Source organism: Sanguibacter sp. HDW7 (genome assembly GCF_011300875.1).
In the GTDB taxonomy this organism is placed as follows: domain Bacteria; phylum Actinomycetota; class Actinomycetes; order Actinomycetales; family Cellulomonadaceae; genus Flavimobilis.
In genome coordinates this window covers 1,194,172-1,208,476 of sequence record NZ_CP049862.1, presented here as the reverse complement: position 1 = coordinate 1,208,476, position 14,305 = coordinate 1,194,172, and the positions used below count along the sequence as shown (strand labels likewise).

The window sequence follows — 14,305 nt, the reverse complement described above, 5'->3', positions numbered from 1 at the left end:
GGACGGGGTGGGTCGGGACCTGACAGTCCCGACCCACCCCGGGGGTACTACTTCTGCGCCAACGCGCAGTATCCGCATCCAGGCATCTGCGCCTCCGGGCCGCCGTGGATCCGTCGCACATCAGCGATGATCCACTCCGAGACCCACCTCTCGCTCAGGTGCGGCCAGCCCTCCATGAGCGTCAGCTCCAACGTCGCCATCTCCTGGAGGAGACGACCCGAGGCAAAGCCGTGCGACATCCTGTCGGCCCACTGCGCACCGACAGCGGCACGCTTGGTCAAGAGCTCAGAACGACGACGAGCCTGAAGACGCTTGCCCCGACGGGGCATGGTCGTGGTGGACATGTGGTCCTCCTCGATTGGACACCCCTGCGACGGTGCGCCACAGGTGGTGCGGAGCGTCGCAACGCTCACTCCCTCACCGTCGCGGCGCCCCACCCGCACCCAAACCCGCACCGCGAACACCGCGCCGTCGCGGCATTGCCCGCCGGATCGTCCTCGCGACCGTCCCGGCCATGAACGCCAATCCACAGGTCCTCGCCGTCCTCGAGCACTACACCCCCACCGTGCTCGGCACCCACGCCTGGGCCCTGGCCCGCGCGGCCGTGCTCGACCTCGCCGCCCGCACCGAACCGTCCGATCCCCGGCGTGCTCGCGGCATGGCATGGGCCCTGTGCACGTTCCTCGCCGGCCCCTACGGCTGGGACCAGCAGGCCACCCCCGACCTGGCCCGGCTCCTGACGCCCACCGCGATCAACGTCCTGCTCGAACGTCACGCCGCACGCGGCGGCCGCTCCACCGGCCACCTCGCCGCCCGCCTGGACGCCGCCGGACGCACCGCCCGCGGCCTCGAGATCCCTACGCGCCGTCGCACCCGCCCCGCAGCGCGTGTGCGCACCTACACCCAGGACGCCAGCGTCCTGGTCCTCGCCGACGCCCTGGCCCAGGCAGGCCGTCCCGTCACCGCCTCCACGCTCACGGCACTGGCCGCCACGCTGCGCCAGGGCACTGCACGGGGACGCACAGCGCGCACCCTCGAGCTCACCTACACCGCCCGCATCCTGCAGGCGACCGATGAGCGAAGCACGGAGGCGGTCCAAGCCACACCCACCCCGAAGACTCCCCAGACCCCCAAGGCACTCTCCAAGCGTGCCCAGCTCGCCCTGGAGCGTGCCGAGCGCGCAGCCTCGCGTCGGGCCGCCTCCGGCCCCGTCCTGGCTCCCGAGCCCGACCCCGCTTCCCTGCCCGAGGACGTCGCCGCGGCCCTGCGCGACTACTTCCCTCGCGGCATGGCAGGCCGGCAGTGGGCCGAGCTGCGTCCCCTCACGCTGCGGCTGGTCACCGGGTCCGCCCCGACGACCGTCAACATCGCCCGTGCCCGCGCAACCGCGGCCGTGCAGTTCCTGGCCTGGGCCACCCGCCAGCCCACACGCCCCGACCCCGCCGCGCAGCTCTCGGCCACCGAGATCCTCGCCCCCGACCTCGTCGAGGCGTACATCAGTCACCGGCGCACCACCCACGCCCCCCACTCGGCCGCGTCCCTGGCCTCCACCCGCTCCGCGCTGCGCCGCATGGTCGGGGCTCTGGACGCCACCCCGCTGAGCATCCCGAGCACCTACACCCCTCTGCGCGGCCCCTACAGCCCCGAGGAGTGCATGTGGCTGACCGAGCTCGTCCAGGTCCAGCCGTCCACCGCCAGGTGCCGCGTCGGCGCACTCACCGTCGGTCTCGCCCTGGGTGCGGGCCTGGCCACGCGCGACCTGCGCTACGTGCGCGCCATCGACATCGTCGAGCACGACACCGACACGCTCTTCCCCTACCTCACTGTCACCGTCCCCGCCGGGCCGGCCCCGCGCACCGTCATCATCCGCGACACCTACGCGCCTCTCGTGCGCACCGGTCTCGCCCTGCACACCGGCGCCCCGGACGCCCTTCTCATCGGGCACCTCGAAGGCCGCCGCAACGTCACCACCCTGCGACTGACCACAGCATCCCGCACCGAGATCAAGCTCGACGTCGCCCGCATGCGCACCACGTGGCTGTTCGCGATGATCCACGTCGCCATCCCCCTGCCCCGCCTGCTCGCCGACGCCGGACTCACCACGGCCGCCACCCTCGCCGACCTCCTGCCCCACGCAACCCTCGCCCCCGCGCACGTCACCACCAGCCGCACCGCACCCGACGCACCCCACGCGTCCGCCACCACGGCCACTGCCGGCGGGAAGCAGGTGACCCGATGAGCGTCCGCACCCTGGAGACGGAGTTCGACCGCGCCCTGAACGTCGTGCGAACCTCCGGCATCGCCCACAAGATCGAGGCCGAGCTCGCCAGCCCCCGCGGAGGACGACCCCGCCCGCTGCGCGTGGAGACCCTTCTGGCCGCCACCGTCGTCGCCGCCAGCTCACGCTTCCGCGACGCCACGCACACCACGATCCACCGCATCCTCACCGAGGAGCTCTGCGGCTCGCGACTGCGCCGCGACGGACTCCTGTGGACCAAGAACGGCACCGAGCACCGCCTCACCATCCGCCAGTTCCGCTACCTGTTCAACGCGATCGTCAACGCCCTGGACTACTCCCCGCACAAGCGCCCCGACCTCACCGAGGACGAGCGCATCGCCCGCTACGAGTCCACGACCGCATGGCTCAACGCCCTCATCGGCGCATCCACACCCGCATGGCTTCCCGCGGCCACGACCTACGCGATCGACGCCTCCGCGGTCCCCACCTGGAGCCGTCCCGGCAGCGTGAAGACCCGCCCCGAGCCCGGGGAGGACTACCTCGCCGACGGCTCCGCCTGGACCCGTCAGCGCACCTTCGCCGCCGACCCCGACGCCCGCCACGGTCACCGCACCCGGACCACCGACTCAGCCTCGGAGATGTTCTTCGGCTACCACCTCAACGCCGTCACCACGAGCTACACCCCCGGCAGCATCTACCAGCCCCTCAAGACCTTCGCCGGCTTCAACCTCGTGCCCGCAGCCACGCCCCTGACCGACCCCACACTGGAGCTGCTCGACGACGTCGTCCTTCCCACGGCACCCAACCCGACGATCCTCACCGACCGCGGGTACAGCAACTGGCGCCAGGAGATCTGGGCCGACGAGCTCCACGCACGCGGCATCCAGCAGTACACCGACATGCTCAAGGACGACCTCAAGCCCCGCATCGACGCGGACACCGGCGTCATCATGTTCGCCGGCTGGCCCTACGTCCCCTGGACGCCGAAGGAGCTCTTCACGCTCAAGCGCCCCACCCGCTACAAGATCGCACCCCTGGCACCCAAGGCCTCCGCACGAGCCAAGCGTCGCCACGAGGCAGCCATCCGCAACCTCGCCGAGTTCCACGCCCAGATCGCCGAGCTCGGACGCTTCGCCCTGACTCCCAACGGCCGCCGCAAGGCCAACGGAGACCAGCGGTTCTTCCGCCCCGGCGCCGACCGCCACCTCGCCACCCCCGCACAGCGCAACCTCAAGATCTACGACGCAGTCACCCTCACCCTGCGCTCCGACGTCATCTCCAAGCACCACCAGCCCCACCGCTGGGGCACCCCCGACTGGATCGAGAACTACTCCCGACGCTCCTCGGTCGAAGGAGCCTTCGGCGGCCTCAAGGCCCGCTCCGGGCAAGGCATGACACGCGGCTGGACCCGCGTCATGGGCATCACCGCCACTGCCCTCATGACCGCCGCAGCGATCGTGCAGTACAACATCCAGGCCATCCGCTCCTGGGCCACGAAGAACGCCATCGACGACGGCGCCCTCTACGACGCCGAACCCGGCACCGACATCGAGCGACTCCGGCTCAACGCCGTCGCGAGCTCCCCTCAGCGACCCGGCGCACCACCAGCCAACTGAGCCCGCGCGGCCCGCCGCGCACCGAACTCCACAGCCCCACCCACACAGCCCGCAGGCCCCGAGCCTGACGGGCCACCGGCGATTCTCCGCACGCCCCCGAACCACCCCGAGCGAGCGTCACTGTTCGCCGCTGGCAGCCCGAACACTGAGCCGCGCCGACCGACCGGCGCCGGAAACGGACAGAACCCCTCACCCAGAGCCCCGCAGGGCCCTCGACGAGAGGTTCTGTCACTACGACCGGTGAAGTTGTGTCACCAGTCCGGGGTCGGGGTGACAGGATTTGAACCTGCGACCTTCCGGTCCCAAACCGGACGCGCTACCAACCTGCGCCACACCCCGCGGCCGCACAGAGCGCGGTCCGTCGAGAAGCATAGACGCTCGAAGCGCCCTCGGGTGCGGGAGCACGCCCGCCGCCTGCTAATGTATCCGTCGGTCCTGCCTCTGGTGAGACCTCGCGGATGTAGCTCAATGGTAGAGCCTCAGTCTTCCAAACTGATTACGCGGGTTCGATTCCCGTCATCCGCTCCGAACGTTTCCGCAGGTCAGAGCCTCGCGGAGCGCCCCGCACGCACCCCAGCGCCCCACTCGGGACCCTCCGCGTGCCAGATCCGTGCCATAGCGTGCCACTAGAGCACCCCCGCGAGCGCCGCGTCGAGCCCTGCCGCAGCCACCTTGCCGCTCGTCTGAACTGCGTGCTGGTAGCCCAACGCTGCGCGCATCGTCGTGTGCCCGCCACGACGCATGATGTCCTTGGTCGCCATGCCGGGAATGCCAGCGACGACCGTCAGGCCCGTGTGGCGCGCATCGTGCAAATGGTACTCGGGGTGCCCTGCGAGATCCCGGGCCTTGGCCCATGCACGCTGCACAGCCGCCCGACGGAGCGGTTCACCCGTCCACGTATACGTGCCGCCCGCAGCGGGACGAGCCCCCCAGAAGAGCGGAGCGCCGGGAAGCGCAGTGGGGCCCGACGCGAGGTGCTCACGCAGGACGCTCACAACCGAGGCGGGCAGATCCACGGACCTCCACGCGCGCGTCTTGGTCGGGCTCGGCTCAGCGCCGTCCGCGACGATCTGCCGTTCGATCCGCAGCGTGCCCGCGTCGAGGTCGAGGTCCCCGCGCCGCAGCGCGACGAGTTCGCCAAGCCGCAGGTGCGCACCGATCATCGTCACGACGGGAGCCCGCAGGTGCTCCGGGAGGTGCGCGACGATCTCGCCGAAGACCTCAACGCTCATGAGAGGCCTCTCGTCGCTCCTCGCGGTCCCAGCGCCAACGATCTGGCAAGGGTTCTTGGCGATCAGCCCGTCCGCCTCGGCGGTCCGCAGCGATGCCTTGAGCAGCGCGTACGCCTGCCTCACCTGCGCTTCCCCCTTACCGGCCTTGCCCGCCGCCTTGAGCGCCTCGGTGTGCCAGCGCCGGACCGCCGCAGGCGTGATCTTCCCGACCTCCACAGCGCCGATGCTGGGGTCGATGCGCAGGCGCGCAACGTCTCGGTACATCTTCGCCGTGCGGGGTGCCAGCGAGCCGCGAGAGCCCCCGTTCTCGATCCACTGCCCGATCCACTCGTGCAACGGAATGCGCGCGCCTCGCGGGTCGATCCACGCGCCACGCGCACGCTGAGCGCGGACGTCCGCGAGGTGCGTCTCAGCCTCGCCGCGCGTCTCGAACGTCGTCGGCGCGTTCATCGGCTGACCGGCCTCGTCGGGATAGCGCGCCTGCCAGCGCCCCGAGGCGAGGCGGCGGACGGAGCCAAACGACGCGCGACCGGCGCGCCGCTTGCGGGGGGTGGGTGCGGTCATGGGGTCCTCCTCGGTTGTGCCACTAAGACTGATCATACCCAGCGTGTCTAGAGCGTTCTACGCCCGAGAGGCCCCGGCGCGAAGTCGAGGCCACGCGAGGCCGGTCACTGTGAGATCGGTCCGCTGGGGCGTACCACTGCCATGAACACGACACCCCAGCCCCGCCGCCCGCTCGTCGACACCTCCGCCGCAGCCGAGATCCTCGGTGTCTCGCCCCGCACCGTCCGCCGCCTCGCCGCTGAGCGGCGCATCCCCGCCGTCCACGTCGGGAGGGCCGTGCGCTTCGAGGTCGACGACCTCGCGGCATTCGTCGACGCAAACAAGATTCCTGCCACAACGGCATTCTGACCACAAGATTCATGAAATGAGAAAGCCCCCGACTATCGGGGGCTCTCTCACATTCATGCCGATGGTATGGGTAGCGCCGTTGTTTGCCGACCCCGGCGCTACCGGGAGACTGCAATGCCCATCTTAGACTTCGCGCCCTCTGCGCCACAGCCCTATCTACTGTCACTAGATACAGAAACAATCCCCCCTCGGGGGCTCGATGCGTTCCTCCGCGACGTCACAACGCTTGCCAAGATCCGCGAGTGCGGCCGGTACGGCCGACGGCGCTGCACGCATCTCCTCTGCACACGATGCGGCCCCAGACGCCAGCGCGCCGACGCCTCACACGCCCGCTCCGTCGTCGCTGAGGCGGGGACCGCCCTCCTTTGGACCGCCACGGTCGACACCCCTCCCGGAGCGCCTCTGGCAAGCGTCTGGGACGACCTTGACGCCGCATGGGGAGCGCTGACGCGCCGGGGCTGGCTGGCTGGCCGCGTCGACGGTCACATGCGGCTGACGGGGATCGCTCTGAGCACCGCAGGGTGGCACCCTCACCTGCACACGATCCTTGTCAGATCTAGATATACGCCTCGCGCTGAGGCCGTCGACCTCGCACGGGAGATCACCTCACGGTGGCTCGGATCGACCTCACGCCTCGGCATCCTCGCCCACCCCTCCGCACAGCACGTCAGCACCCCCGAGACACCCCGCCAGAGGGCCGCAGCGGCCACCTACGCAGCCTCACAGGCGTGGGGACACCCCGGAGGTATCGCAGGCACCCCCGAGGCCGTCCTCAGAGCCGCAGCGTCCGGGGACGCAGACGCCCTTGACCTCTGGCACGAGATCGAGAGCGCTTCGCACAATCGGAGACTTCGCGCGGTCGGAGGAATATTCCGACCTAGCGAAACCGGGACCTAATAGTTCTCGCCAAGATCTCCGGCACGTCTTCGCCTCTCCGGCCGATAGTAAGTGCGAGACCGATTCGGCCTCGCGGAGGAGGAATCTCGAAATGGCTAGACTCTGCACCACCTGCGCGCATCCGCAGCGGCGGGATATCGACGCCCGCGTCCTCGCGGGCGAGCGAAAAGAAGATCTTGCCGCCGCATTCGGGATCTCGCGCAGCGCGATCTTCCGCCACGCCTCGCGATGCGTTCGCGCAGACCTCCTCCGCGACATCCGAGCCTCGGAGGAGGTCGGGACCTCAGACGTCGTGGGAGCCCTCGTAGACGCTCTCGCCGACGTGCGGGCAGCCCGAGCAGCCGCCCTCCTCGGAGGACGCCCCTCGGACGTCCTCGCCGCAGCACGGACGACCGTGACCGTCGTGGGAGCACTCGCGGACCGCCTCGGGATCGACGATGCCGAGATCGCCCGCAGCCTCGCGGATGCCGAGGCCCTCGCCCGCGCCGTCGCGGACGCGGTCCGCCAGCACCCCGAGATCGCAGCGCCGCTCTCCGCCGCTCTGCGCGCCCGCGAACAGCCCGACGCAGCCGACGCCCTCGCGCGGCTCGCAGCCGCCCACACACCCCCTCAGACGCCCGCACACGCCCTCTCGGAGGTTCTCGCATGACCGACGCCCCGCACACCCGCCCGCAGCCCGGGGACGAGATCCACGGGGTCCGCTCCGGCCTCACGCTCTCGACAAGCACCGAGCCCATCGGCGGACCCCCGCCGATCACGCTCCGTCGCGGGCAGACGCTCACGCTCACGGAGCCCATGATCGCCGCGAGCATCGACCGCCTCGGCGGCTCGTGGCTCGATCTCATCGACGACGAGCCCGCGCAGATCGCCCGCTGGGGCCAGCGCATGTTCGCGCGCGGTCCGGCCCCCGAGGGGCTCACGTCGTGGGAGCCGGGGACCCCCGAGCACACCGAGGCCCGCGAGCGCGCCCGCCGCGAGGCGTGGGCACTGCCCGAGTCCCGGCGCTGGGACGCCCTGCGCCGCGTCGAGACGGACTACGGCCCTCCGCAGGCCACGAACTCGATCACGGCTCGCTACCCGGGAGGTCGGGCGTGACCGTCCATGAGCACCTCCACGCCGACTTGCCGGTCAACAACCTGCCAGCGACGACGTACAGGCACCGTCAGAACCTGTTCATGACTCTCGTCGGCATGATCGTCGAGAGCCGGGGCATCCGGGTCAAGGTCCGCGAGGAGCGCCGCCGCATCTCCGACGACGAGCGCTCACGCTTGCAGATGTCCCACATCCTCACGGACCGATGGGCACTCATGACCACGACGAGTTGGGGCAGGCGCGATTGGCAGGGGTGGCTCCTCCGCGCAGACGTCGCCGCTGAGGTCGACGACCGCCCGCACAGCGCCGTCGTCTGGGCACGTCCGGGCCACGCAGCGCGGGACAGTTTCGTCGTGCTGAGCCTCGGCGCGTTTCTCGATCTCGCCGCAATCGAGGCTGAGCACCTCGGGGACGACTCGTGACCACGCTCGTCCGCCCGAGGATCTCGGGGCCGCAGCGCGTCGACGTCGGCGCGGGCTCGTGGGGCGTCCCCGCGACCGCCGACACCGTCACGCGCGAGGGTGCGACCTACGTCCGCTGTGCGGATGGGACGGTCCACGTTCTCGTCTTCCGGGGCCAGCGCGTCCGTGAGGTTCTCCTCGCGCCGGGGCTCTCCGCAGGGGTTCAGCGCCGGGCGTTCCCGATGCCCGACTAGCCGACCGCGCGGGGACGGACCGTCCTCCGCGACCCCGCGCGGTCACAGCCGCTCCAAGCGCCTTGTTCGGGGGTGCGCACGGAGCGTCGAGAGCCCCCCTCCGTCTCCTCCGGTGGGGGGCTCTCGTGTGCCACGTTCGTGCCAGATCCGTGCCAGAAGAGGGGGCAACTTATGGCACGACGTGGCCGCTTGAGTTCGCTACGTTTCATGTTTTTGCAGATCAGAAGCCGTTTCCGCAGGTCGCTTTTCGCCTCGGAGCATTCTTCCAAACTGATTACGCGGGTTCGATTCCCGTCATCCGCTCCACCGGGAACGTGCGAGCGGCGGTCGCAGAACCTCACGCCCCCTGCGCTCCCGCCTCCCTGGGTTCATCGTCAACGATGCGAGGAGTCTCATGATGAGCACGTCCACCGCACCGCTCAGGCTTCCCCGGGTGCTCTATCCCGACAACACGGATGTCGCGCGCGCCCTGCTCTCCCACTACCTCACGACGTTCACGGGCCGCGGCTTCGAGTCTGTGGGCCACCCGTGGAACGACCCCGCCCACGCCAACAAGGTGACCACCGCGGACATCGTCGCGCTCTCTTGTCTGGCAGTTCCCGTCGGTGGCGACGCCGTCATGCGACTCCTGGTCGAGGACGCCGGCAGAGTCTCGGCCCTGCTCGCCGACGCTCCTCCGCCCGAGACGAACCTGTGGGAGGTCGACGAGAAGGCCATCCTCGATCCGGAGGAGGCGCTCCAGTCCCTCTGGCAGCTGCTCCGCGACATCCCCGGGATGGGCCCGACGAGCGCGAGCAAGCTCATGGCCCGAAAGCGACCACGACTTGTCCCGATCTACGACAGCGTCGTGGCACAGGCCCTGGGCATGCGCAGCGCGCGCGGCCATTGGGAGATGATGCACACGCTGCTCCTTTCCGAGATCGACGGAGAGACCGTTCACGAGCACCTGTCAAGACTTTCCGAGGGCGTGGCCGGAGCAGAACTGGTCACACCATTGCGCGCCTTCGACATCGTCACGTGGTACGCGCACAGCTCCGCGCCCGGTCAGGTCAAGCGACGTCAGGAAGCGTTCGAGCAGGCTGGCCTCGACGACCCCGTGGCTGCCGAACGCGCGATCACCGCCGGATAGGCGTCACCCAGCGCGAAAGCGCTCAACGTGTCGCGCCTGCACCCTCACCCCGCGCTCCACGGCAGCCGTGAGCGGCCTGCTCAGCGGCTCTGCAGAGACCGACCCGTCGCGTCCCGCGGTCCACGTCGCGACGGCGCGTCCGTCGGCGACGACGACAGGTTTGAAGACGCCGTTGCCACCCGGCACGATGAGCGTCTCGTGCGCGGTGGTGAGGGTCGCGGTGCGGTCGGCGTAGCCGAGGACAAGCTCATCGAACCCGGGCAGGAGCAGCACTCCCGTCGCGCGCGGGGCGGCGTCGAGGGCGTCGGGCACGACCCACGCGGGACCGGACGGGATCTCGACGGACGTGACCACCCCGGCGTCGGCGAGGTCCGCGAGCGCGGGCCTCAGGTCGCCGAGCGGCAGCCCGCACCAGCGGGCGACATCGGCGGGCGTCGCCGGCCCGTGCCCGCGGACGTAGCGTTCGACGAGCGTCCGCACCGCGGTGGCTCGCGGAGTGACGACGAGGTCGGGCACGAGCTCGTCGAGCAGGACGAAGAGATGCTCGGTGCCGTCGAACGGTCCGAGTGCGAGGACTCCCTGGACGGCCAGATCGACGATGAGGTGGTACCCGCGGCCTGCGGCGACGCCCTGCCCGGCGTCCACGAACGCAGCGAGCAGCGTGGCACGCGACGCCCCGCCGCCGTGCATCAGCGACACGGCGGCTGTGCGCGCTGCCTCGAGGTCACGGTCGGCGATGCCGAGCTGCTCGCGCCGTCGCGCCGCCGCCCGACGCATACGCTCCCCCGTGAGCGACAGCAGCCACGGCAGGTCGTCGGCCGCCAGCGCGTGGAGCGTCCCACGCAGCGGCCACAACCACACGAGGTCGCCGCGCGTGAACGCCTCCCGCACCTGCGTGACCGTTGCGCCGGCGCGCAGCCCGAGCGCCCACAGCACCTGCCCGAGGTCCTGTCCCTGGACGGCGAGCAGCCCCGAGGCGGCAGCCACGACATCGTCTGCGCCGGCACCCGTCGCGAACCGTCCGTCGAGCCCGAGCGAGGCGACGCGCACGCGCCGGACGTCGCGCGCGGTGAGCTTGTGTCCCATCGACCCATCGTGGCAGCCGTCACGGAATCCCGCCCGCACCGGGGGCGTTGACCGGGCATGACGACCCTCGACGAGCGCAGCCGTGCCGCGGCGACGGACCACGGCGTCCACGACGTCGTCGTCGTGGGAGCCGGTCAGGCCGGGCTCTCGGCGTCCTACCACCTGCAGCGCCTCGGCACGGAGCACGTCGTGCTCGACGCGAACCCCGGGCCGGGCGGCGCGTGGCGCCACCGCTGGCCGTCGCTGACGTTCGGCGGCGCGCACGGCATCGCAGACCTGCCCGGCCTCCCCCTCGGCACGCCCGACCCGACCGAGCCCGCGAGCGCCGTCGTCGAGCGCTACTACGGCACGTACGAGCAGCGCTTCGACCTGCCCGTCGTGCGGCCCGTCCGCGTCACCGCCGTGTCCTCCGACGACGGACCGGACGGACCGCTCACCGTGACGACCGACGCCGGCTCCTGGCGCGCCCGCACGCTCGTGAGCGCGACCGGCACGTGGGACCGCCCGCACTGGCCGTACGTCGCCGGCCGCGAGACGTTCGGCGGCCGGCAGATGCACACGCGCGACTTCTGGACGGTCGAGGACATGCGTGACCAGGACGTCGTCGTCGTGGGCGGCGGCACGTCGGCCGTGCAGCTGCTGCTCGGGCTCGAGGGCGTCGCCCGCACGACGACGTGGGCGACGCGTCGGGCGCCCGGCTGGACGCCCGAGCCGTTCGACCCCGCGTGGGGCCTCGACGTCGAGCGTCGCGTGCGCGAGCGCACGCTCGCCGGGCTGCCGACGCTCTCGGTCGTCGCCGCGACCGGCCTCCCCCTCACCGACACCTACCGGCGCGGCATCGAGCGCGGCACGCTCGTCTCGCGAGGCATGTTCACGCGCATGGTTCCGGACGGCGTCGTGTTCGCCGACGACGACGGCACCGAGCACGTCGTCCGCGCCGACACCGTCGTGTGGGCGACAGGCTTCCGCCACGCGATCGACCATCTTGCGCCGCTGCGGCTGCGCGAGCCTGGCGGCGGCATCCGCACCGACGGCACCGTCGTCGACAAGGACCCGCGCGTGCTGCTCGTCGGCTACGGCGCGTCCGCGTCGACGCTCGGCGCGACGAGAGCCGGACGACGCGCGGCGCTCGCCGCGCACCGACGCGTCGCATGAGGGACCGCCGAACGCGGCGTCGAGGATCCTGGCCGTCGACTTCACGGCCTTGACGAACGAGGCGGCAGCGATGATGCCGACCAGAAGCCCGTGCCTGCGAACACCGTCACCCACCACATCCACCCGTTGCCTGTGCGCGCATCGGACACAAAGCCGGTTGCGCACGCCGACCCCACAGACCGCACCTTCCGGGCGCGGTGCGCGTCGGCCCGCGGGCGCACAACTCACGACACCCGGGCGCGAGTCACATTGCCGCACGTCGCGGGCGAGGGCTAGCATCAACCTTGGCGTGCCGGACGGCCGCCACCACCGCGCTGCCCTTCGGCGGCGCCGATGCCTGGGAGGTCGACGTGCTGCACATCGCCACCGCCTCCCTCGCATGCCGCACCGTCGCGGCCGACGCCTTCACGCGTCCCTGCTGTCCCTGTCTGTAGAGCGCTGGCCTGCGCCGTCGTGCCCCGACGGCCTGCTCGCCCGGCATCGACGCACAGCCTCGATGAGCCAGCGCTCGCCCCGCACCCGGTGACGCGCACGCGTCCCCGCACAGCACGCCCCCGGGCCACCGTCCGGGAACAGACCTTGCGCGACATCCGCGCACGACACGAAGAGGAAACCATGGCTCGCATCTACGACGACGTCACCGCTCTCGTCGGCAACACCCCGCTCGTCAAGCTCAACCGCCTCGCGGAGGGCGTCGGCGCGACCGTCGTCGCCAAGCTCGAGTTCTACAACCCCGCGAACTCCGTCAAGGACCGCATCGGCGTCGCGATCATCGACGCGGCCGAGGCGTCGGGCGACCTCGCCCCGGGTGGCACGATCGTCGAGGCGACGTCGGGCAACACCGGCATCGCCCTCGCGATGGTCGGCGCGGCCCGCGGCTACGACGTCGTCCTCACCATGCCCGAGACCATGTCGAAGGAGCGCCGCGCGCTCCTGCGCGCGTTCGGTGCCGAGCTCATCCTCACGCCGGGCTCCGAGGGAATGCGCGGCGCGGTCGACAAGGCCAACGAGATCGCCGCGTCGCGTCCGGGCGCGGTCCTCGCGCGCCAGTTCGCGAACGCCGCGAACCCCGAGGTCCACCGCCGCACGACGGCCGAGGAGATCTGGGCCGACACCGACGGCGCGGTCGACATCGTCGTCGCGGGCATCGGCACGGGCGGCACCATCACGGGCGTCGGCCAGGTGCTCAAGGAGCGCAAGCCCGAGGTCCAGATCATCGCGGTCGAGCCCGAGGAGTCCCCGATCCTCAACGGCGGCCAGCCCGGCCCGCACAAGATCCAGGGCCTCGGCGCGAACTTCGTCCCCGAGATCCTCGACACGACCGTCTACGACGAGGTGTTCGACGTCAACGCCGACCAGGCGATCGCGACCGCACGCCGCGCCGCGACCGACGACGGCCTCCTCGTCGGCATCTCCTCGGGCGCCGCGATCTATGCCGCGCTCGAGATCGGCAAGCGTCCCGAGAACGCCGGCAAGCTCATCGTCGTCGTCGTCCCGTCGTTCGGTGAGCGCTACCTCTCGACCGTGCTCTACGCGGACCTCGTCGACTGACACCACGCCCCGGCGGCGCGCGCGAGCGCGCCGCCGGGGACCGCACCACCCCTCCGGAAGGAGAACCGTGGCCCTGCCACGCCGCGCCTGGTCCATCCTCAGGGAGGACCTCCAGGCAGCCCGCGACCGTGACCCCGCCGCCCGCACGCGGCTCGAGGTCGCGCTCGCGTACCCGGGCCTGCACGCCCTGTGGGTCCACCGCGTGAGCCACCGCATGTGGCGCAACCCGCTGCTGCGGCTGCCCGCACGCCTCATCTCGCAGATCTCGCGCTCGATCACGGGCGTCGAGATCCACCCGGGCGCTCAGCTCGGTCGGCGCGTGTTCATCGACCACGGCATGGGCATCGTCATCGGACAGACGGCCGTCGTCGGCGACGACGTGCTGCTCTTCCACAACGTCACGCTCGGCGGGCGCACGATGACGCACGGCAAGCGGCACCCGACACTCGGCGACCGCGTCGTCGTGGGTGCGGGCGCGAAGATCCTCGGTCCGGTGTGGATCGGGGACGACGCGCAGATCGGTGCGAACGCCGTCGTCGTCAAGGACGTGCCCGCGGGCGCGGTGGCGGTCGGGGTGCCGGCGAAGATCAGGCTGGCGACGCCCGCCGAGGTCGCGGAGCGGCAGCGACGCTCGGTCGAGGACCCCTCGCTGCTCATCGAGTACATGATCTGAGCAGTCCCTCCTGCGCCACGCCGGACCGTGAGCGTGGCGCGCACGCGGGATACCTGAGACCCTGGGTT

14 protein-coding genes and 2 tRNA genes are annotated in these 14,305 nt (G+C 71.3%); 12 read left to right on the top strand and 4 right to left on the bottom strand.

What is annotated here, in order from left to right:
* Window positions 1-47: 47 nt before the first annotated feature.
* On the bottom strand, window positions 48-344 hold the full coding sequence (locus G7063_RS05690; protein ID WP_166413537.1) for a hypothetical protein: 297 nt from the start codon (window positions 342-344) through the stop codon (window positions 48-50).
* A 170-nt stretch (window positions 345-514) separates the two neighbouring features.
* Here G7063_RS05690 and G7063_RS05685 point away from each other — a divergent pair, with 170 nt between their 5' ends.
* Together G7063_RS05685 and G7063_RS05680 are read left to right on the top strand one after the other, a co-directional pair.
* On the top strand, window positions 515-2,239 hold the full coding sequence (locus tag G7063_RS05685; RefSeq protein ID WP_166413536.1) for a hypothetical protein: 1,725 nt from the start codon (window positions 515-517) through the stop codon (window positions 2,237-2,239).
* Window positions 2,236-3,855 carry a hypothetical protein gene (locus tag G7063_RS05680; protein WP_166413535.1) on the top strand — a complete coding sequence of 540 codons (1,620 nt, stop codon included), beginning with the start codon at window positions 2,236-2,238 and terminating at the stop codon, window positions 3,853-3,855. The genes G7063_RS05685 and G7063_RS05680 overlap by 4 nt, the downstream gene beginning before the upstream one ends.
* A 265-nt stretch (window positions 3,856-4,120) precedes the next feature.
* On the opposite strand, the gene G7063_RS05675 is transcribed toward G7063_RS05680, so the two are convergent.
* Window positions 4,121-4,194 (bottom strand) — tRNA-Pro (locus tag G7063_RS05675).
* A 115-nt stretch (window positions 4,195-4,309) separates the two neighbouring features.
* On the opposite strand from G7063_RS05675, the gene G7063_RS05670 reads away from it, so the two are divergent.
* Window positions 4,310-4,380, top strand: a tRNA-Gly gene (locus G7063_RS05670).
* A gap of 101 nt (window positions 4,381-4,481) precedes the next feature.
* Here the strand turns inward: G7063_RS05670 and G7063_RS05665 are convergent.
* Window positions 4,482-5,651 (bottom strand): tyrosine-type recombinase/integrase, encoded by a 1,170-nt coding sequence (locus G7063_RS05665; RefSeq protein WP_166413534.1) that lies wholly within the window; start codon window positions 5,649-5,651, stop codon window positions 4,482-4,484.
* Window positions 5,652-5,792: 141 nt separating this feature from the next.
* On the opposite strand from G7063_RS05665, the gene G7063_RS05660 reads away from it, so the two are divergent.
* The 6 genes from G7063_RS05660 to G7063_RS05635 all read left to right on the top strand — a co-directional run bounded on the left by G7063_RS05660 (window position 5,793) and on the right by G7063_RS05635 (window position 9,772).
* Window positions 5,793-5,999 (top strand): helix-turn-helix domain-containing protein, encoded by a 207-nt coding sequence (locus tag G7063_RS05660; RefSeq protein WP_166413533.1) that lies wholly within the window; start codon window positions 5,793-5,795, stop codon window positions 5,997-5,999.
* A gap of 1,189 nt (window positions 6,000-7,188) precedes the next feature.
* The gene (locus G7063_RS05655; RefSeq protein WP_166413532.1) at window positions 7,189-7,545 is read left to right on the top strand and encodes a hypothetical protein; all 357 of its coding nucleotides are present in this window, start codon (window positions 7,189-7,191) and stop codon (window positions 7,543-7,545) included.
* Complete coding sequence (locus G7063_RS05650; RefSeq protein WP_166413531.1) at window positions 7,542-7,991, top strand: hypothetical protein; 450 nt, start codon at window positions 7,542-7,544, stop codon at window positions 7,989-7,991. Before G7063_RS05655 ends, G7063_RS05650 begins: the two co-directional genes overlap by 4 nt.
* On the top strand, window positions 7,988-8,410 hold the full coding sequence (locus tag G7063_RS05645) for a hypothetical protein (RefSeq protein WP_166413530.1): 423 nt from the start codon (window positions 7,988-7,990) through the stop codon (window positions 8,408-8,410). Before G7063_RS05650 ends, G7063_RS05645 begins: the two co-directional genes overlap by 4 nt.
* Window positions 8,407-8,643, top strand: a complete 237-nt coding sequence (locus tag G7063_RS05640) for a hypothetical protein (RefSeq protein WP_166413529.1) — start codon at window positions 8,407-8,409, stop codon at window positions 8,641-8,643. Before G7063_RS05645 ends, G7063_RS05640 begins: the two co-directional genes overlap by 4 nt.
* A 397-nt stretch (window positions 8,644-9,040) precedes the next feature.
* Complete coding sequence (locus G7063_RS05635; RefSeq protein ID WP_166413528.1) at window positions 9,041-9,772, top strand: DUF6308 family protein; 732 nt, start codon at window positions 9,041-9,043, stop codon at window positions 9,770-9,772.
* A gap of 3 nt (window positions 9,773-9,775) precedes the next feature.
* Here the strand turns inward: G7063_RS05635 and G7063_RS05630 are convergent, their stop codons facing one another.
* Window positions 9,776-10,858 (bottom strand): winged helix DNA-binding domain-containing protein, encoded by a 1,083-nt coding sequence (locus tag G7063_RS05630; protein ID WP_166413527.1) that lies wholly within the window; start codon window positions 10,856-10,858, stop codon window positions 9,776-9,778.
* 57 nt (window positions 10,859-10,915) lie between these two features.
* Here G7063_RS05630 and G7063_RS05625 point away from each other — a divergent pair, with 57 nt between their 5' ends.
* From G7063_RS05625 to epsC, 3 genes are all read left to right on the top strand, one after another.
* On the top strand, window positions 10,916-12,013 hold the full coding sequence (locus tag G7063_RS05625) for an FAD-dependent oxidoreductase (protein ID WP_166413526.1): 1,098 nt from the start codon (window positions 10,916-10,918) through the stop codon (window positions 12,011-12,013).
* 615 nt (window positions 12,014-12,628) lie between these two features.
* Window positions 12,629-13,564 carry a cysteine synthase A gene (gene cysK / locus G7063_RS05620; RefSeq protein ID WP_166413525.1) on the top strand — a complete coding sequence of 312 codons (936 nt, stop codon included), beginning with the start codon at window positions 12,629-12,631 and terminating at the stop codon, window positions 13,562-13,564.
* A gap of 67 nt (window positions 13,565-13,631) precedes the next feature.
* Window positions 13,632-14,237, top strand: a complete 606-nt coding sequence (gene epsC, locus G7063_RS05615; RefSeq protein WP_240916199.1) for a serine O-acetyltransferase EpsC — start codon at window positions 13,632-13,634, stop codon at window positions 14,235-14,237.
* Window positions 14,238-14,305 lie beyond the last annotated feature (68 nt).